Source organism: Sinorhizobium sp. Y406, assembly GCF_058732025.1.
The window spans coordinates 552430-571698 of record NZ_CM178974.1; the positions used below are offsets into that span (position 1 = coordinate 552430).

A 19269-nucleotide genomic window follows, 5' to 3' on the forward strand; every position below is an offset into this window, starting at 1 on the left:
TGACGGGCATGAAGATAGAGGCGATCCGAGATCAGCCGGGCTTGAAAGCATGCGGTATAGCCTTCGCGATTGCTTTTTTCATGACGGTCGGCAGCGCCTGCCTCTTCAGTGACGCGATCGGCTCCCACCAGCCGCCGACAGCGGGCGGTGCATCGGCGACATTGGCGCGGTAGACGGAAAGGCGCAACTCGAAATGCGTGAAGACGTGGGTAATCGTGCCGCAGGATTCCCAGGGCGCTACGAAGGGTCGCGCGTCGACGGAGGTCTCGCCATCGCGGCGTGCGCTCCAGTCCGTGCCGGGAACCTCCGTCATACCGCCGAGCAGGCCGGTTTCAGGCCGCTTGCGCAGATAGACGGCGTCGGCGCCATCGATCGCCACGAACGCAGCACCGAGGCGCACCGGCTTCTCCTTCTTCGCCGCCTTTATCGGAAATGTTTCCGGAACCGCCGAGGAAAGAGCCATGCACTTCATGCGGAAGGGACAGAGTGCACAGGTCGGTCGCTTCGGCGTGCAGATCGTGGCGCCGAGATCCATCATCGCCTGCGCGAAGTCGCCCGGTCGGTCGGCGGGTGTCAGCCGGGATACGCGTTGCCGCATTTCGGTCTTGGCCGCAGGCAGCGGCGTTTCGATCGCGTACAGCCGTGAAATGACGCGCTCGACATTGCCGTCCAGCACAGCGCTCCTGCGATTGAAGGCGATCGCCGCGATCGCTGCGGCGGTATAGGCGCCCACGCCGGGAAGCGCCTTCAAGCCTTCCTCCGTATCCGGAAAGCGTCCGCCGTGGCCGCGGGCCACTACCTCCGCGCATTTCTTCAGGTTGCGCGCGCGGGCGTAATAGCCGAGCCCGGCCCATGCCTTCATCACATCGTCCGTATCGGCGGCCGCGAGATCCTCGACCGTCGGCCAGAGCCTCAGAAACTTGTCGAAATAGGCCTTTACCGCCTGAACGGTGGTCTGCTGCAGCATGACCTCCGAGAGCCAGACGTGATAGGGATCGGCGACGACGCCTTGCCGTGCCATGGGCGGCGAAACTCGCCAGGGCAGGTCGCGGTGGTGGCGATCATACCAGGTGAAGAGAAGGGCGGCGTCATCCGCCGTCAGGGTTTCGCACGTCATTTGCCGGGAAGTCCTTTTCCGGCCTATACTTGGCCGATGCCCGCCCGAGCTTCAAGGCTCGATCCGAATTGCAAACAGAAAGTCGCATGCGTGCGTGAACAAAAGCCCCGCAAGGGTGTGGTCCAGATCAGCGAAGTTGCCAACGGGCTGATCGATCCGGTGCTCGCCAAGCGCGCGGGCATCAACACCATGCTGCTCGGCTCCTGGGACGAGATCGCCGGCGCGGATTTTGCCGACTGCACCCGGCCGGAAAAGATCGCCTGGCCGCGCCGCGCCTCGGAAATCGGTGCCGAGGGCGGCTACCAGCCGGGCGTGCTCACCATTGCCTGCGAAGGCACGCGGGCGCTCTTTCTCACCCACGCGCAAGGCGAACTGATCCAGCGGATCAACGGGTTCTTCGGTTTCCACGCAATTGGTCAGTTGCGGATCGTACAGAAGCCGGTTGCCCCGCCCCCCAGGCGCCGCGGGCCGCCGCGGCCACTTACGGGTGAGCCCGCCCGCCGGCTCGAATCCATGATCGATGGCATCGAGAGCGAGACGCTGAAGGCGGCGCTGACGCGGCTCGGTACCGCCGTGTTGTCGTCACGGCGGAAATGACCGATCATCTACAGCGCTGCGCGTTGAATTGCTGCATTCCGTTGAATCGAGGTCGATTGATGAGACATGCAGTAGGGTCACAATTCTTTGAACTCAGTTGAGATACCGCCCCTTGCCGCCATTGATCGGGCAAGTTATCGAATTCCCACTTCGAATTTTTCCCTCACAGAAAACGGGTCCTCTCCATGTCCGCTTCCGATACGAGCCTGTCGAAACGCCTGCTGAGTGGCGTCGCCATTGCGGTGATCGCCCTGGTCATCGCCGCTTGCAGCGATGAGAAGAAGGAGGCTGCTTCCACCACGCCGGCCGAAACGGCGACAAGTGCGGATGCGACGACCACCGCATCAACGGCTGAAGCGCCCGCCGCCTCGACCGAGATGAAACCCGCGGCGGGCACCGAGGTGGCCCAGGCATCCACACCCGCGGCCGAGGTCGAACTGCCGAAGTCGGAAGGCAGCGTGGACGTGCAGAAGCTGATGGAGCCGGGTCCGCTGCCGGAAATGGCGCTGGGGAAGGCCGACGCGCCGGTGACGATCGTCGAATATATGTCGATGACCTGCCCGCATTGCGCTGCCTTCCACAACAATACCTTCGAGGCCATCAAGGCCAAATATATCGACACCGGCAAGGTGCGATTCATCGTCCGCGAGTTCCCGTTCGATCCGCGCGCGGCAGCCGCCTTCATGCTGGCGCGCTGCGCGCCCGAAGGACAGTATTTCCCGATGATTTCCATGCTGTTCAAGCAGCAACGACAGTGGGCGGCCGCGGAAAACGGCCGCGATGCACTGCTGCAAATGTCGAAACTCGCCGGTTTTACACAGGAGAGCTTCGAGGCCTGCTTGACGAACCAGAAACTTCTGGATGATGTGAACGCAGTGATGCAGCGCGGTGCCAAGGAATTCGGCGTGCAATCGACGCCGACCTTCTTCGTCAATGGAGAGCACTATTCGGGGGACATGTCGGTTGACGTTATGTCGGCCCTCATCGACGGAAAGCTCTGATCCTTCGCTTTTCCTGAGAGCGGGCGACGGCGGTAGCCGTGCGCCCGTTTTTGGTGTTTGGACAGCCGACCCTCTCTGGCCTGCCTGCCATCGCTCCAGAGGAGGATATTTCCTCCCATGAGGTTCACCAAACTCCGCCTGCTCGGCTTCAAATCCTTCGTCGAACCGACGGAGTTCATCATCGAGCGGGGCCTGACCGGCGTCGTCGGGCCGAATGGATGCGGCAAGTCGAATCTTGTCGAGGCGCTGCGCTGGGTGATGGGGGAGAACTCCTATAAGAACATGCGCGCCTCCGGCATGGATGACGTGATCTTTTCCGGGTCGGGCAACCGTCCGGCGCGCAACACCGCGGAGGTGGGCCTTTACCTCGACAACGGCGACCGCACCGCGCCGGCCGCCTTCAACGACAGCGACGAGATCCAGGTGACGCGCCGGATCGAGCGCGAGCAGGGTTCCGTCTACCGTATCAATGGCAAGGAGGCGCGCGCCAAGGACGTACAATTGCTCTTCGCCGACGCTTCGACGGGGGCCCGCTCGCCATCAATGGTCGGGCAGGGCCGGATCGGCGAACTGATCGCCGCCAAGCCGCAGGCGCGTCGGCAATTGCTCGAAGAAGCGGCCGGCATCTCCGGCTTGCATTCCCGCCGGCACGAGGCGGAACTCAGACTGAAGGCGGCGGAAACCAATCTCGAACGGCTCGACGACGTCACTTCGCAGCTCGAAAGCCAGCTCGAGAGCCTGAAGCGACAGTCGCGCCAGGCCAACCGCTTCAAGATGCTGTCGGCGGAAATCCGTCGCCATGAATCGATCCTTTTCCATATCCGCTGGGTGCAGGCGAAGGAAGCGGAGGCCGAAGCCACGAGCCAGTTGAACCAGGCCACCGCGCTCGTCGCGGAGAAGGCGCAGGCTCAGATGACGGCAGCCAGGGACCAGGCGATCGCAAGCCTCAAGCTGCCGGATCTGCGCGAGAACGAGGCGAAGTTCGCGGCGGCGCTTCAGCGCCTGCAGATCGCCCGCGCGCAACTCGAGGAAGATGCGAGCCGGATCCTGCGCCGTCGTGACGAATTGCAGCGGCGGCTGGCGCAGCTCGCCGAGGACATCGCCCGTGAGGAACGGCTCATCGCTGACAATGCCGGCATCCTTTCCCGCCTCGACGAGGAAGAGGCGGAGCTGAGCGGCATGCTGGCGAAGGCGGACGACCGTGCCGCCGAGGCTCGCGAGAGGCTGGAGGCGGCAAACGAGACGCTGTCCGAAAGCGAAGCCGATCTCGCGCGGCTGACGGCCGAGCGGGCCGAGGCGCAGGCCGCTCGCAACCAGATCGAGCGGGCGCTTCGGGATCTGTCGGACCGGCAGGCGCGCCTTGCCCGTCAGCTCTCCGACCACGCCCGTGACTTCGACGAAATCGACCGCCAGGTGGCCGCGCTTCCGGACCCTCACGAAAAGCGGGGACAGGTCGAAGCCGCGGCAGCGGCCCTGGAAGAGGCCGAAGCGACCGTCATTGCCATCGAAGAGGGGCTTGTAGAGGCGCGCGCCAGAGAAGCCGATGCCCGACCGCCGGTCGACCGGGCGCGTGCGCGGCTGAACGGCATCGAGACCGAGTCGCGCACGATCCGCCGGATGCTGGAGGCTGCGGGCGCCAGCACCTACCCGGCCGTGGTCGAGGAGATGAAGGTCGATCGGGGTTTCGAGACGGCGCTTGGCGCAGCGTTCGGCGACGACCTCGACTCGCCCCTGGACCATGCCGCACCGTCGCATTGGCGCATGCCTGGCGACCATGCCCATGATCCCGCCCTGCCGGATGGCGTTCCGGCCTTGATGAACTACGTGCGCGCGCCGGAGGCGCTCGGCCGAAGGCTGCGCCAGATCGGCATTGTGGAGGACGACATAGAGGCGGCGCGCCTGCTGCCGTTCCTCAAGGCCGGCCAGCGGCTGGTGACCAGGCGGGGTGCGGTCTGGCGTTGGGACGGCCACGTCACCGGGTCGGAGGCGCCAAGCGCGGCGGCGTTGCGGCTTGCGCAGAAGAACCGCCTGGCGGAACTCGAGGGCGAAGCGGAAGATGCCGCCGAGGCCCTCGAGCGGGCGGAGGCGGAGCTTGCCACCGCCGGACAGCGCATTCGCGCCGAGGACGAGCGGCTGCGGCTTTCGCGCGATGCGCACCGGATGATCGTCCGGCAATTGAGCGAGGCGCGCGAGGCGCTCGCCGCCGCAGAGCGCGCCTCCGGCGATCTCGCCCGCCGTCGCGCCGTGCTCGCGGAGACAAGCTTGCAGCTTCAGGCGCAGCTCGAGGAGATAGCCGAGCAGGTCGAAGCGGCGAACGATACCCTTGTCGAGGCGCCCGACCTTTCCGAGCTCGACCTCCGCCTGCGCAGCCGGATGGCCGAGGTCGCCGCCGATCGGGCGGCCATTGCCGAAGCGCGGGCAGCCCATGACGGCCTCGCCCGCGAAAACGAGGCGCGAATGCGCCGGCTTGCCGCGATTGCAGGAGAGCGCGAGACCTGGCTGGCGAGGGCCGCGAGCGCCGACGAGCACATCACCACGCTGCGCGAACGCGAGGTGGAGGCGCGCGAAGAGGTCGAGGAACTCGTCGACGCGCCGGACGAGTTCGAAGACAAGCGCCGCGCCCTGATGAACGAATTGCAGAAGGCCGAGACGGCGCGCCGTCAGGCGACCGATATTCTCGCCGAGGCGGAGAACCGCCAGCGCGAGGCCGATCGCATCGCCGCGACCGCGCTTTCGAAGCTGGCGGAAGGACGCGAGAACCGCGGTCGGGCAGAAGAGCGGCTTGTCTCGGCACGCGAGCGGCGCGTTGAGATCGAAGCCCGCATCCTCGAGGCTCTGTCCTGTGCCGCGCACGAGGTCATACGCCTGACCGGCCTTGCGGCAGACGAGGCGCTGCCGGACATGCGCGCGGTCGAGCGGGAACTCGAGCGGCTGAAGATCGAGCGCGAGCGGCTAGGCGCCGTCAACCTGCGGGCCGACGAGGAACAGAAGGAGCTCGCCGAACGGCTGGCGGCACTGCTCAAGGAGCGCGACGACGTCATCGAGGCGATCCGAAAGCTTAGAAGTGCCATCCAGAACCTCAATCGCGAGGGGCGCGAACGCCTGATCGCCGCCTTCGACGTGGTCAACGCACAATTCCAGCGGCTCTTCACGCATCTCTTCGGCGGCGGCACGGCCGAGCTGCAGTTGATTGAGAGCGACGATCCGCTGGAGGCGGGGCTTGAGATCCTTGCGCGTCCGCCGGGCAAGAAGCCGCAAACGATGACACTGCTTTCCGGCGGCGAACAAGCCTTGACGGCGATGGCGCTGATCTTCGCCGTGTTCCTCACCAATCCGGCGCCGATCTGCGTCCTGGACGAGGTGGACGCGCCGCTCGACGACCACAATGTCGAGCGCTATTGTAATCTGATGGACGAGATGGCCGCCTCGACCGAGACGCGCTTCGTTATCATCACTCACAACCCGATCACTATGGCGCGCATGAACCGTCTGTTCGGCGTCACCATGGCTGAGCAGGGCGTCTCTCAGCTCGTCTCCGTCGATCTCCAGACGGCGGAGCGCATGCGCGAAGCTGTCTGACAAGTCTCGTTCTGCTTACAGGCCACGCGCTGCCGCAATCTTGATGCACTGCAGCAAAAAACTTGGCCGAGTGCATTTTCAGCCCGAAACATATACTGTAGATCGTCACCAGAGCTGTTTTGGGGTGGAGAACAGGCATGACGAAGTGGGTTTACACCTTTGGTGGCGGAAAGGCCGAAGGCCATGCGGGACACCGCGACAGGCTTGGCGGCAAGGGCGCCAACCTTGCGGAGATGTGCAATCTCGGCCTTCCCGTGCCGCCGGGGCTCACCATCGTCACCGATGCCTGCAACAGCTATCTGGCAAACGGCCGAACCATGCCGGAGGGCTTGCGCAGCCAGGTGCGCGAGGGCATTTCCCGGATGGAAGAAGTCACCGGCCGCCTGTTCGGCGATACCACCCGCCCTTTGCTTCTTTCCGTTCGTTCGGGGGCTCGCGCCTCCATGCCCGGCATGATGGACACGGTTCTCAATCTCGGGCTCAACGATCAGTCGGTGCATGCGCTTGGCCACGATGCCGGCGATGCGCGATTCGCCTGGGACAGTTACCGCCGCTTTATCCAGATGTACGGCGATGTCGTCCTGGGCGTCGACCATGATGTCTTCGAGGAGATCCTGGAAGAAGAGAAGGCGCGGCTCGGGCACGAGCAGGATACGGAGCTTTCTGCCGTCGAATGGCAGCACGTGATTGCCCGCTACAAGGAAGCGATCGAGGAGGTTTTGGGCGAGCCCTTTCCACAGGACCCGGAGGTCCAGCTCTGGGGCGCGGTCGGAGCCGTCTTCTCGAGCTGGATGAATCCGCGCGCGATTACCTACCGCCATCTCCACGGCATCCCTTCAAGCTGGGGCACGGCGGTCAATATCCAGGCGATGGTCTTCGGCAATCTCGGCAACTCGTCGGCGACCGGCGTCGCCTTCACGCGCAATCCCTCGACCGGCGAGAGGGAACTCTATGGCGAATTCCTCGTCAATGCCCAGGGTGAGGATGTTGTTGCGGGCATTCGCACGCCGCAGAACATCACCGAAGCAGCGCGGATCGCTTCCGGCTCCGATAGGCCGTCGCTCGAGAAGCTGATGCCCGAGGCCTTCGCCGAATTCGAGCAGATATGCAGCACGCTCGAGCGGCATTATCGCGACATGCAGGATCTCGAATTCACCATCGAGCGGGGCAAGCTCTGGATGCTGCAGACCCGCTCCGGCAAGCGGACCGCCAAGGCGGCGCTGAAGATCGCCGTCGACATGGCGGAAGAGGGGCTGATTTCGAAGGAAGTGGCGGTGACGCGCATCGATCCCGCCTCGCTCGACCAACTCCTGCACCCGACCATCGACCCGCATGCGCGCCGCGACATCATCGGATCCGGCCTGCCGGCCTCGCCGGGGGCGGCGACCGGTGAGATCGTGTTCAACTCGGAGGAGGCGGTCCAGGCGGTCAAGGAAGGTCGCAAGGTTCTCCTGGTGCGCGTCGAGACGAGCCCGGAGGATATCCATGGCATGCACGCAGCCGAAGGCATCCTGACCACCCGCGGCGGCATGACGAGCCATGCGGCGGTCGTCGCCCGCGGCATGGGCACCCCTTGCGTGTCCGGCGCCGGCAACATCCGTGTCGACTATCGCAGCGAAACGCTGATCACGGCGAGCGTGACGCTGAAGAAGGGCGATGTCATCACCATCGATGGATCGTCCGGGCAGGTGCTGAAGGGCGAGATCCCGATGCTACAGCCGGAACTGTCGGGCGATTTTGGCAAGATCATGCAATGGGCCGATCAGAGCCGCCGCATGACGGTGCGCACCAATGCGGAGACACCGGCCGACGCGCGTGCCGCTCGCTCCTTCGGCGCCGAGGGTATCGGCCTCTGCCGCACCGAGCACATGTTCTTCGAGGACGACCGCATCAATGTGATGCGCGAGATGATCCTCGCCGAAGACGAGGACGGCCGGCGCGCGGCGCTCGCAAAACTGCTGCCGATGCAGCGCTCCGACTTCGCCGAGCTCTTCTCGATCATGCATGGCCTGCCGGTGACGATCCGCCTGCTCGATCCGCCGCTGCACGAGTTCCTGCCGAAGACGGACGCGGAAATCCACGAGGTCGCAAGCGTTCTGTCGCTCGATCCCGCGCATTTGCGCCAGCGCGTCGAAGCGCTGCACGAATTCAATCCTATGCTCGGTCATCGCGGTTGCCGGCTGGCGATCTCCCATCCGGAGATCGCCGAAATGCAGGCCCGCGCCATTTTTGAGGCTGCGGTCGAGGCCGGCCGGCAGACGGGCGCTCCCGTCGTTCCCGAGATCATGGTGCCGCTGGTCGGGCTGCGCGCCGAGCTCGACTACGTCAAGGACCGGATCGACGCCATCGCCAAGGAGGTGATCGGCGAGGCGGGCATGAAGATCGATTATCTGGTTGGGACGATGATCGAATTGCCGCGGGCGGCACTCAGCGCCGCGACGATCGCCGAGTCGGCGGATTTCTTTTCTTTCGGCACAAACGACCTGACGCAGACCACTTTCGGTATCTCGCGCGACGATGCGGCGATGTTCCTCGCCACCTATCAGCAAAAAGGCATCATCGAGCAGGATCCGTTCGTCTCGCTTGACTTTGACGGTGTCGGCGAGTTGATCCAGATCGCCGCTGAACGCGGACGCCGGACCAAGAACGGTCTGAAGCTCGGGATCTGCGGCGAGCATGGCGGCGATCCCGACTCGATCCGCTTCTGCGAAGAAACCGGCCTCGACTACGTCTCGTGCTCGCCCTTCCGAGTGCCGATCGCGCGGCTGGCGGCGGCACAGGCGGCGATCAACGGCAATGCCAAGGTGGAGGCGATGGCCGCGAGCTGACAGCCGCCCTATTGGATTACGGATTCTGCCGCACGGTCCCCGCGGCTCGACGGCGACCGGGCGGTCGCAGCCCCGCTCTGGCTACGCCTCTAACATTCGCGGTCGCCCACCATGTCTGCTGCTGAACGAATGGCGCCGTTTTCGTGCGAGTCAGGTGATCCGCCGGGCGCAATTCGATTGACGCCGCGCCGCCGTGGGGGGTGTCAATTCTCGGGCAATTACATACGCTCGAGCACGCCGACAAAGGCTTCGGCGAAATTCCTGAGCCCGGCGGTCCTTTCCCCCGACTCTTCGGCGCGAACCGTGCTTCCATCCGCGTCGAGACAGACGAAAAGGATCGTCGGGGGCTCGTCTGCCCCGGCGCCGAGACGCAGGACGGCGATGCTCAGGCAATCATCGATCAGGCCGGAGGCGGGCAAGGCGAACAGGAACTCGCCGCCGACGTCCTTGGCGACCGTGCGTACGAAGTCGTCGAAATCGTCCTCGTCGCCGGAGAAGTGGTCAAGCGAAAGCTCGAGTTCGAGCAGCGCCATCGGGATGGCCGCTTCGCCGGTCTGGCGCGCGGCGACGGGGCGGGTGAGCTCAATGCTGTTCTCCGATGCGGCCATGATACCTCTCCGTGAAGGCCCGCGCCGTCTGGCAGGCGCCGGCCGTTCGCCTCCAAGTCTCGCATCGCGGCGCAACTGTGCCGTTGGAAGCGAGTCTGGTAAATAACTGGTTAAGGAGAATGGCGAATTTGCGGCATTGACACAACTGGAGCGGTCACGCCCCGCCGAGGGCCGCCAGCCAGGTTCCCAGCGACACCTCCATCGGTTAAGAAGATTGCTCTGTTCCGTCGCGGGGAATGATTCCGTTCATGGTTGTTCGCTACGAGCGTCCCTATTCCTATGCCGCCCATTGGGCGCGCCGGCTTGCCCGCATAGGCTTCCTCATCTTCGTGCTGTCGCTTGCCGCGCATCGCTTCGGTCCGCTGACGACGCCACATTTTCTGGTGCTGGCTTTCGCCGCCGCCGCCTTGGCCGCCGCCGGCGTGCTGCTCGCGGCGGTCGGGCTCGCGCGCTTGTGGCAGATGGCGGCCATGGGCGGCAAGGCGTCCGTGTCGGCGCTCTTCTATGCGGCGCTTCCGATCGCGTTCCTTGGTTATTGCGCTGCGCAATACCTGATGCGCCCCGCGATCTATGACATCAGCACCGATACGGTGATGCCGCCGCCCTGGATCAGGGCACCCAAGGCCGAGGAGAATTGGATGAAGCGCAGGCCGATCGTGACGCCCGAGGATCGCGAGGCGCAGATCGTCGCCTATCCCGGGCTCACTGGCCGGCGCTATGAAGGTGCTCTCGACCGGGTGTTCCAAGGCGTGCGTAAGGTCGTCGACGAAACGGGCATGAGCCCCACCGCCGAACTCGGCGTGGAAAATGCGCGCGCCGACCTCGAGGACCTTGCCGTTCGCCCCGGCGCCGGCGTGGATACCAGCACGGAACTGCAAGTGATTCCGGTACCGGCCGTGCGTCCGGCCCCACCAGGCGTGGATGGCGGCATACCGGGACGGCGCCCCGGCGACGTGGTGCTGCAGGGCGAGTGGCGCACTTTGATCGTCGGCTTTCGCTTCGATGTGCTGGTTCGTCTGCGTGAGGAGGCGGAAACCACCTTCGTCGACCTCCGCGTCGCCTCGCGCTACGGCCCGCACGATCTCGGTATGGGCGCAGCCTTCGCCGAGGAATTCCTGCGGACGCTCGATGCCGAACTCCTCGGGATCGCGGGGGATTGACGGTCCCGTGGCGCTCTACGCAGCCGTTCGCCACCTCCTCCTGCGGGGAATTTGGCGTCGGTGCGACGAAATCGCGGGCGCTCTTTATCTCAGAGGACGAGCCGAAACTCCCCGAACAGCGAGGGCGGGCCGTCGGTCTCTATGCGACCGTGCTCGATCAGGTCCTCGATATGCGCGAGTACCGAAAGTGCCGCCGCACCGTGCAGGCGCGGGTCGGTCGACGCGTAGATCACCTTCACCATGTCCGGGATCATCCGGTCGCCGGCGCGCAGTCGTTGGAGAACGGCGCGCTCGCGCATCTTCCGGTGCGCCTTCAGCGCGCGGACGAAGGAGTCGGGCGCTGTGACGGGGCCGCCATGGCCGGGCAGGTAGAGCCGGTCCTCGCGGGCAAGCAGCTTGTCGAGCGAGGCCATATAATCGGCCATCGCTCCGTCCGGCGGCGCGACGATACTCGTTGCCCAGGCCATGACGTGATCTGCGGAGAAAAGGATGCCGGTGCCGTCGAGCGCGAAGGCCATGTGGTTGGCGGTGTGCCCCGGCGTTGCAACCGCGGTCAGCCTCCAGCCGTCGCCCTCGATCCGCTCACCATCGGCAAGCGCGATGTCTGGCGCAAAATCCGTGTCGGAGCTTTCGGCGAAAGGATTGCTCTCGCCTTCATGCAGGGGTCGCGCTGCCCGGTGGGGCCCTTCACCAAAGATGACCGCGCCAGTCGCCTCTTTCAGCCGACGGGCAAGGGGCGAATGGTCGCGATGCGTGTGGCTGACGGCGATATGTGTCACCTCGCGGCCCTTGAGCGCTGTCATTAGCGCCCGGAAATGCGCCTCGTCCTCCGGCCCCGGATCGATCACTGCGACCGAGCCGCGGCCGACGATATAGGTGTTGGTGCCGTGGAAGGTGAAAGGGCCGGGATTGTTGACGGTGATCCGCTGCACGTCGCCGGCGACCGGCACCGCCTCGCCATGGGCAGGTTTGAAATCGAGGTCGAAGTCCGGGCCCTGCATTCGTCTTGCCTTCACTTGTACTCGATCTCGATGAAGGACATGGTCTCGCTGCCGGCCTTGACGACATTGTGTGCCACACCCGCGTCACGCCGATAGGCGGCGCCCTTGGCGACATCGATCCGGCGGGTGCCAACTTCCTCTTCCACCAAAAACTGACAGTCCGTCATAGGTACCACGACGTAGCCAAGCCCGTGGACGTGATGTCCCGTATCGGCACCGGGTTCGAAGTCCCAACGGATGATCCGGACGACGGCGTCGTCGGTGAGCACCGTCGGGACGGCAGGCGGACGTGCGCGAAACTGGCTCATGGCGTTCTCCATTTGCGGGCGACAATAGGACAAAGGACGGACGGAGGAAACGGCATTGTCCATGCTCTCGGCCTAGTGGAAGGCGTCCGTTGGACGGTGCGGCTGCATGCGTAAGGCAGGGCATATGGTCAACAAAATCTGCGGGCAATGCGAAGTTAAGCATTGTGGCGATGCACGAGCTTTGCTAATCAGGCGCACGATTTGGCGCGGCAGTATCCCGCCGGCCTGAGTTGGGGCGTAGCCAAGCGGTAAGGCAGCGGTTTTTGGTACCGCCATTCCCTGGTTCGAATCCAGGCGCCCCAGCCACTCGTTCTCTTCGAGCATTGGCATCCGCAGTACGCCGCTTAGTCGGGCAACTTGTATTTTTTCCGGATACGACCCTCGGGGCCGAGGTCTAAATGAAGGCGTGGAAATCCTGCGAGTCCGCTGCATAGAAGCGGTGGGAAGGGGCATAACACGACAATGGATCTGGTGATTCGCAGTGCGTCATGAAGGGCAGGGGTCGCCATGGAGCCAACGGGGCAAGAGCGAAGCCATGGCGATCTGCATAGCGCTTTCCGACGTGGATGAGCTTGAGGAAAAACGCGATGATCTACACGAGCTCGTCTATCCAGCGCAAATGCATGGCCACGATCTCGTAATGGCTGCCCTTGAAACCGGTGATCACGTCGCTATCGCTCGCCATCGACACGGACACGGTTGACATCAACGAGTTCGCCGCGGACCCGAGCCGGAAAACCCTCCCGAAATCGCGGGCACAAAGCGGTCTTTTCAGAACAGCGGGATAGAGTGATAGCTGGACGAGGCAGATATTAAGCCTCGCCTCATGGGTCCGCCATGAAACAAATCCCGCCGACTTTCGTCAGCGGGTTCGATTGCACATTGGCCGATCACTCCGCCTTCGCGCCCCCCAAGAACTCCTCACACCAACTCGGGCCGCCTTCGCGCTTCCGGTCGCCGAGGACGCGGATCGAGCGGATGACGTAGTCGGAGGAGACGGTAAGCTGGACGGAGCAGCTCAAATATTCGGTACGCGCGGCGGAGATGCGCTTGCCGCGCTTGCCGTCAGCGGTTTTTTCGTACTGGGCCGGGACCTTGCGGGTCTTGTAGCCGCCCTTCCAGCTATAGACGGTATCGCTGCCGGACTCGACGTCGGAAATCGGGGGGCCGAATTCGGCAAAGAAGGGGCCGGCCGATTGGCCGAGCCAGCGTTTCTCGACCGCGTTTCTAGCCACGCCTGTCGTCGTCGTGCAGCCGGCGATGACCAGCGCGAGGCCGGCCGCCGCCATCAAGCGGAAATTCATGTTTCTGTCCCTTTGACCTGTCCTGAAGCTCGCGGCGTCGAAGACCCGACTCCCGGGTTTCCCCACCTCTCGTCGAGGCTCTAGCGCCAAAGCCGGCGAAAGAAAATCGGCCGGCACTCGGCGGATCAAGGAAAATCCAAAGCGTTGCAGAAACGCCCTATTTCCCTCGCGCGCCAGCTTTTCCACCGGTCCGACTTTTTTGGCGAAGCCGCTTTCTTTTTTGAGATCGCCGCTTGTGCAATCGCGAAGGCTGTTCTATAGAGGCGCCGCTGGTCACGGAGTGTAGCGCAGTCTGGTAGCGCACCACGTTCGGGACGTGGGGGTCGCAAGTTCGAATCTTGCCACTCCGACCAGCCGACCCCCCTTGATACTGCTGTTTTCGTTTTCGTTTTGCGTCTGCCGGCGCATTCGTTCTCAGGCCGACAGGCGGGGGTTAAGCCCCGTGGCCGTGGAACCGGCGTGCGGCATCCAGCAGCGCATCCTCGTCGCTGACGCCCTGCCTGAGTTCACCCACGAGGAAGCGGGCGAGATGTTCTGTCTGCTCACCTTGGGCGGCGATCCCGTATTCGGTGCAGAGCTTGCCGAAAACGGTCCGAAGCAGATCGATTTCGTTTTCCTGGAGTTCTGCCGTCAGGTGACTGGGGAAGGCGTCCATGAGATCTTTCCGAAGTACCCTTTGGCACCTTGTGGATGCGCAGCGATCGTCCGGAGTTCGGGGCGGAATGGATGCAAATCGAGCCGGCGACCCGCGTTCCATGCAATCCACATCATGTGAGATAAACGAACGGGAGTAAAGGTGCCGCCTGCGGCGCTGCGCCCGATCAGACGATCAGGCGCGCAATGTCGTCTCAGTACTTTGAACAGCCGCATGGCTTTGTCTTCAAATCGAAAAACCTGCGGCAAAACTCAGAGGCGCCGCAGGTGTTATCGAGGGCGCTGCGCCTTTTTCGGTGCCGGCAAGAGCCCTTCGCGCTGGAGCCGTTTTCGGGCAAGCTTGCGCTGCCGGCGCACGGCCTCGGCCTTCTCGCGGGCCCGCTTCTCCGACGGCTTTTCATAGCTGCTTCGGGCGCGCATTTCGCGAAAAAGCCCCTCGCGTTGCATCTTCTTCTTCAGCACCCGAAGGGCCTGCTCGACATTGTTGTCTCGAACCGTGACTTGCAAATATACCTCCATGGTGTCGCACCGACGGGTGCCTTGGTTGGTGGCGGAAACGACAGCGCCGCGCGTCCTTTCAGACGTGCTAACGTCTGACTGTCGTGGCGAGGGGCGTCACCCACGCGCCCCCATCGCGCGCGTCGCCTTCAACGCCTGCCGGCACGGCGCGAAAGGATTTTTCGTTGTCAACGTCGGACTCGGCGATGCACCGCTCGAAGTTCTCGCCCTCGAAGCGAACGCGGTATTGCGGGCCGTTGAGGGATGCCGGCAGCAAGGCGACGATTCGGCACGGACCTTTCTGGCTGACGAAACGGACCGGTGCCTCGTTGAGAACGACTCGGTCGCCGATCTTGTATCGATGTGCAGTCATATGTTCTCCAGTTCGGTTCGCCGTCGGTCCGGCGCGCAATGCGCCTCGCCTTTGCCCGAAACAAAAAAGGCCGGGAGAACCCGACCTTCCTCATCGCCTCACCTGGCCAGTGCCAGTACATCCGTGGTCAAAAGCCGGGAGGCGATAATAACATGCGCCGTTCGATCAGAGGGATCGGAGATTTTCTGCCGACGTCTTGCCTGTGCGGCGGTCCTGGGCAAGCTCGAAGCCGACCTTCTGACCTTCCTTGAGGGAAGACATGCCGGCGCGCTCGACGGCGGAGATGTGCACGAACACGTCGGCCGCGCCATCTTCCGGCTGAATGAAGCCAAATCCCTTCGTGGCGTTAAACCACTTTACGGTTCCAGAATTCACGATGATCCCTTTCAATCGCATGGGAAAACAAACGTCGCCCAGAGGCGATGTATTAGACCGATCTTGTGAGGATTTTCGTGACGATGCGCCAGGCGCGGTAACAAATATCGTCGATCAATATCGATGTGAGCTATATAGGGTAGCCCACCGTTATTTACAAGAATTATTTTCTGACGGCTGAAATAGCGAAGAATGCGCCCAGCCAAGGAGCTGGAAATTCTTTGTTTTACGCGTTCGAAATCTCGCATTATCCAGGCGTGCGGTTCGTATAACCGCGTAAATCGGGCAGGTGATCGCTTTTGAAGTGTTGAGAGCGGGAGGCCGGTGCACTTTCCGCAAGCGGGCTGTCCCGCAAGCGTCCGAAAACGGCGGAACAGCACGATCGATCATCATTTCCGACGAGCCACTCTAAACACCGTTCGCCGGTCGAGAGGTCTGGACGAGGACAAGTCGGCGGCAAGCTTAAATCTCGGTTTGCGATCGCCCAGCCGATGGGAACGATCCACCGGCCTTGAACGAAGAAGCGGCCGCTACTGCAACAAGGACGAAGACGTGCTGCAATTCAAAGTGCACGGCGACATCGGTTACTCGTCGATGGCGTCGATCGCCTCGATTGCCTTGGCGGCGTTGACGCGGCGGATGTCGACGTCCTCGCGGCGGCTGGCGAAGATCTCCGTCGCCATCAACTGATCGGCGAGATCGGCCGGGAGCGACATGATGACGCGGTGCTCCTCGGCATGGATGCCGCCGATCGTCGCGCGCCTTGCGTTGATCATGCCGCCGGCCACCGTGTTGTTGGTGTCCGGGTCGATCAGGATGAAGGCACCGGTCGTGCGGTTCTGCTCGTAGGTGTCGAAGATCGCCTGCTCATCGAAGGTCAGATGCACCTTGCCGATGGCGTTCATCGGCAGCTCGTCGGCGTGGTTCCACTTGCCGGACTTGAGCTCGAGCTGGCTGATGGGCTGCACCTGCACGCGCTGACGGCGGCTGCCGGACTTCAGCCAATAGCGCTTGCCCGGCTGGATGCCCTCCGGCTGCAGCGCGACGATGTGGGCGTCGAAGGCAAGCCCGGTCATCGGCTGGCTATCGATCGCCGCGATCATGTCGCCGCGCGAGACGTCCACCTGCCGGTCGAGCACGAGCGTGATCGCGTCGCCGGCGACGGCTGCGTTACGCACAAGATCGAAGGTAACGATCTTCGTCACGTTCGCGACCATGCCGGACGGCAGAATTACGACGGAATCGCCGGGCTTCACCGATCCGCCGGCAACCGTGCCCTGATAGCCACGGAAGCTTTCGCCCGGGCGGGACACGCGCTGCACCGGCAGGCGGAAACCGACTGTCTGGGCCGAACGGGTCGTCGCCAGTTCCAGCACCTCGATCAGCGTCGGGCCCTCGTACCAGGGCATTGAGGCGCGGCCGTCATAGACGACGTTCTCGCCCTTCAGCGCCGAAACCGGGATCGCCGTCACCTGGCGCACGCCGAGCGACAGCGCCAGTTCCCTGAACTCATGCGAGATCTGCTCGAAACGGGAACGGTCGTAGTTCGTCAGGTCGATCTTGTTGACGGCGAGCACGAACTGACGGATGCCCATCAGCGTTGCGATCGTCGCGTGCCGGCGGGTTTGCTCGAGCAGGCCGACGCGGGCATCGACGAGCAGCACGGCGAGATCGGCGGTCGAGGCGCCGGTCGCCATATTGCGGGTATATTGCTCGTGGCCGGGCGTATCGGCGACGATGAAGGAGCGCTTGTCGGTCGAGAAATAGCGATAGGCGACGTCGATGGTGATGCCCTGTTCGCGTTCAGCCTGCAGCCCATCGAGCAGCAGCGCGAAGTCGGGCAGGCCGAGGTCGTTCTGTTTGCCGCTGGAATCGCGCTGCAGGCTTGCCGCCTGGTCTTCCTTCACCGCCTTGGTATCCCAAAGCAGGCGGCCGATCAGCGTCGACTTGCCGTCGTCGACGCTACCGCAGGTAATGAGGCGCAACGGCCGGGAATCACGAGTGGCTCGCGCCGGTTCCTGTGAGGGGAGGGCAACGGCGATTTCGTCCAGGGCTGCGTTTGCTACTGCCGGTGCAGTCATCAGAAATATCCTTCGCGTTTCTTCTTTTCCATCGAGCCGGCCTGGTCGCGGTCGATCGCACGTCCCTGGCGTTCGGAGACGGTCGCGGTTTCAAGTTCGGAAATGATGTCGTCGAGCGTCGTGGCGCTGGAGCGGATCGCGCCCGTGAGCGGGAAGCAGCCGAGCGTGCGGAAGCGGATGACCTCTTCGCGCTTGGTCTCGCCCGGAAGCAGCTCGAGGCGCGGATCCTCGGCGAGGATCATCATGCCGTCGCGCTCGACGATCGGCCGCTTCTCGGCGAAATAGAGCGGCACGATCGGGATTTCTTCCGCCTGGATGTAGCGCCAGATGTCGACCTCGGTCCAGTTGGAGAGCGGGAATGCGCGCACGCTTTCGCCCCGGCGGATCATGCCGTTATAGAGATTCCAGAGTTCCGGGCGCTGATTGCGCGGATCCCAGCGGTGGTCCGGCGTGCGGAAGGAATAGATGCGCTCCTTGGCGCGGCTTGCTTCCTCGTCGCGGCGCGCGCCACCGAAAGCGGCGTCATACTGGCCGGCGTCGAGCGCCTGGCGCAGGGCTTCGGTTTTCATGATGTCGGTATAAAGCGCCGAACCATGCGTAAACGGTGTGACGTTCTCGACGGCACCGCGCGGATTGGTGTGGACGACGAGGTCGAGGTCGTACTTCTCCACTATCTCGTCGCGGAAAGCGATCATCTCGCGGAACTTCCAGCCCGTATCGACATGGAGCAGCGGGAAGGGCACGCGGCCGGGATAGAAGGCCTTGCGCGCCAGGTGCAGCAGAACGGAGGAATCCTTGCCGATCGAATAGAGCATCACCGGACGCTCGAATTCGGCGGCGACCTCACGGAAGATGTGAATCGCTTCGTTTTCCAGTGCCTTCAGATGCGGGTCGAGCGGCGGCCTGGTGCTCTGCGGGTTGTGCAATTCCGTTTCCGGATGGGTGTGGGGCATTTCGAACTCCGGGGAGGATACGTGTCTCGTTGGTGCGGGCGCCCGGCCTTCAGGCGGCGCTGCTTGCGTTCGGGATGCTGGACGAAGCGGCTTCCGCAACGTGGAGGCCGCATTCGCGCTTCTCGTCGTTTTCCCACCACCAGCGCCCGGCCCGCTCGGGCTCGCCTGGCTTGATGGCGCGGGTGCAGGGCTCGCAGCCGATCGACGGATAGCCGCGGCTGTGCAGCGGATTGACCGGAATGGCCTCGGCCGCGACATGGGCGTGGATCGCGTCGATGTCCCAGTCGGCAAGTGGGTTGACCTTGATCAGCCCCCGCTCGAGGTCAGCTTCGGCGAAGGGCGTGGTGGCGCGGTTGCCCGATTGGCCGCGGCGGAGTCCCGTGATCCAGTAGTTTGCCCCTTCAAGCGCGCGCGCAAGCGGCCTCAGCTTGCGCACGCCGCAACAGGCATGCCGGGCCTCGACGCTGTCGTAGAAGCCGTTCATGCCGTATTGCGCCACATAGGCATCGATATCGGCCTTTTCCGGGTGGAAGCGCCTGATTGCGATGCCGTAGGTTTCCTCGGTCTCGCCGATCAGTGCGGCCGTTTCGTTGAAGAGACGGCCGGTCTCGAGAGTGACGACATCGATGTTGAGGCGGTTGGTGCCGATGGCCGCGGTGATAACCTGGTCCTCGATTCCGAGCGAGGTCGTGAAAACGGCACGGCCGTCGAGACCGGCGACAAGCGCCAGCCGTCCGGCAAGATCCAGGGCTCCCAGCTCTTCGTTCAGCGCTTGCGCCTTGGTTTCGAGGGATTGCGTGGTCATGGCTCGATCCTGTTCCATTGAGCACGG

At 63.8% G+C, this 19269-nt stretch carries 17 protein-coding genes and 2 tRNA genes; 7 read left to right on the forward strand and 12 right to left on the reverse strand.

What is annotated here, in order from left to right; all coding sequences use genetic code 11:
* Positions 1-31: 31 nt before the first annotated feature.
* Positions 32-1117, reverse strand: a complete 1086-nt coding sequence (gene mutY, locus AC4P1R_RS02645; protein ID WP_069460426.1) for an A/G-specific adenine glycosylase — start codon at positions 1115-1117, stop codon at positions 32-34.
* Between the two features lie 90 nt (positions 1118-1207).
* On the opposite strand from mutY, the gene AC4P1R_RS02650 reads away from it, so the two are divergent.
* From AC4P1R_RS02650 to ppdK, 4 genes are all read left to right on the forward strand, one after another.
* Positions 1208-1714, forward strand: coding sequence for a DUF721 domain-containing protein (locus AC4P1R_RS02650; RefSeq protein WP_069460824.1), 507 nt, complete (start codon positions 1208-1210; stop codon positions 1712-1714).
* 185 nt (positions 1715-1899) lie between these two features.
* Positions 1900-2715, forward strand: a complete 816-nt coding sequence (locus AC4P1R_RS02655) for a DsbA family protein (protein WP_492177386.1) — start codon at positions 1900-1902, stop codon at positions 2713-2715.
* Between the two features lie 117 nt (positions 2716-2832).
* Positions 2833-6294 carry a chromosome segregation SMC family protein gene (locus tag AC4P1R_RS02660; protein WP_069460428.1) on the forward strand — a complete coding sequence of 1154 codons (3462 nt, stop codon included), beginning with the start codon at positions 2833-2835 and terminating at the stop codon, positions 6292-6294.
* 137 nt (positions 6295-6431) lie between these two features.
* Entirely contained in the window at positions 6432-9122 is a 2691-nt protein-coding gene (gene ppdK / locus AC4P1R_RS02665) for a pyruvate, phosphate dikinase (protein ID WP_069460429.1), read from the forward strand.
* 218 nt (positions 9123-9340) lie between these two features.
* Here ppdK and AC4P1R_RS02670 read toward each other — a convergent pair whose 3' ends face one another.
* Positions 9341-9730 (reverse strand): hypothetical protein, encoded by a 390-nt coding sequence (locus AC4P1R_RS02670; RefSeq protein WP_069460430.1) that lies wholly within the window; start codon positions 9728-9730, stop codon positions 9341-9343.
* A gap of 248 nt (positions 9731-9978) precedes the next feature.
* Between AC4P1R_RS02670 and AC4P1R_RS02675 the strand changes: the two genes are divergently transcribed.
* Complete coding sequence (locus AC4P1R_RS02675) at positions 9979-10890, forward strand: DUF1499 domain-containing protein (RefSeq protein WP_069460825.1); 912 nt, start codon at positions 9979-9981, stop codon at positions 10888-10890.
* Positions 10891-10979: 89 nt separating this feature from the next.
* Here the strand turns inward: AC4P1R_RS02675 and AC4P1R_RS02680 are convergent, their stop codons facing one another.
* Complete coding sequence (locus AC4P1R_RS02680) at positions 10980-11891, reverse strand: MBL fold metallo-hydrolase (protein ID WP_069460431.1); 912 nt, start codon at positions 11889-11891, stop codon at positions 10980-10982.
* An 11-nt stretch (positions 11892-11902) separates the two neighbouring features.
* The gene (locus AC4P1R_RS02685; RefSeq protein ID WP_069460432.1) at positions 11903-12199 is read right to left on the reverse strand and encodes a cupin domain-containing protein; all 297 of its coding nucleotides are present in this window, start codon (positions 12197-12199) and stop codon (positions 11903-11905) included.
* Positions 12200-12430: 231 nt separating this feature from the next.
* On the opposite strand from AC4P1R_RS02685, the gene AC4P1R_RS02690 reads away from it, so the two are divergent.
* Positions 12431-12505 (forward strand) — tRNA-Gln (locus tag AC4P1R_RS02690).
* A 584-nt stretch (positions 12506-13089) separates the two neighbouring features.
* Here AC4P1R_RS02690 and AC4P1R_RS02695 read toward each other — a convergent pair.
* Positions 13090-13503 carry a hypothetical protein gene (locus AC4P1R_RS02695; protein ID WP_069460433.1) on the reverse strand — a complete coding sequence of 138 codons (414 nt, stop codon included), beginning with the start codon at positions 13501-13503 and terminating at the stop codon, positions 13090-13092.
* Positions 13504-13779: 276 nt separating this feature from the next.
* Between AC4P1R_RS02695 and AC4P1R_RS02700 the strand changes: the two genes are divergently transcribed.
* Positions 13780-13856 (forward strand) — tRNA-Pro (locus AC4P1R_RS02700).
* Between the two features lie 80 nt (positions 13857-13936).
* On the opposite strand, the gene AC4P1R_RS02705 is transcribed toward AC4P1R_RS02700, so the two are convergent.
* The 7 genes from AC4P1R_RS02705 to AC4P1R_RS02735 form a co-directional block, all read right to left on the reverse strand.
* A complete protein-coding gene (locus AC4P1R_RS02705; protein WP_069460434.1) occupies positions 13937-14158 on the reverse strand; it encodes a hypothetical protein in 222 nt (73 codons plus the stop codon).
* Positions 14159-14427: 269 nt separating this feature from the next.
* Positions 14428-14664, reverse strand: coding sequence for a 30S ribosomal protein S21 (gene rpsU, locus AC4P1R_RS02710; protein WP_069460435.1), 237 nt, complete (start codon positions 14662-14664; stop codon positions 14428-14430).
* 79 nt (positions 14665-14743) lie between these two features.
* Positions 14744-15028: a hypothetical protein gene (locus AC4P1R_RS02715; protein WP_069460436.1), complete on the reverse strand. Its 285-nt coding sequence runs from the start codon at positions 15026-15028 to the stop codon at positions 14744-14746.
* Between the two features lie 165 nt (positions 15029-15193).
* Positions 15194-15403 (reverse strand): cold-shock protein, encoded by a 210-nt coding sequence (locus tag AC4P1R_RS02720; protein WP_069460437.1) that lies wholly within the window; start codon positions 15401-15403, stop codon positions 15194-15196.
* A 584-nt stretch (positions 15404-15987) separates the two neighbouring features.
* On the reverse strand, positions 15988-17484 hold the full coding sequence (gene cysN / locus AC4P1R_RS02725; protein ID WP_151610931.1) for a sulfate adenylyltransferase subunit CysN: 1497 nt from the start codon (positions 17482-17484) through the stop codon (positions 15988-15990).
* A complete protein-coding gene (gene cysD, locus AC4P1R_RS02730) occupies positions 17484-18437 on the reverse strand; it encodes a sulfate adenylyltransferase subunit CysD (RefSeq protein WP_069460439.1) in 954 nt (317 codons plus the stop codon). The genes cysN and cysD overlap by 1 nt, the downstream gene beginning before the upstream one ends.
* Positions 18438-18486: 49 nt before the next feature.
* Entirely contained in the window at positions 18487-19242 is a 756-nt protein-coding gene (locus tag AC4P1R_RS02735) for a phosphoadenylyl-sulfate reductase (protein WP_106407924.1), read from the reverse strand.
* Positions 19243-19269 lie beyond the last annotated feature (27 nt).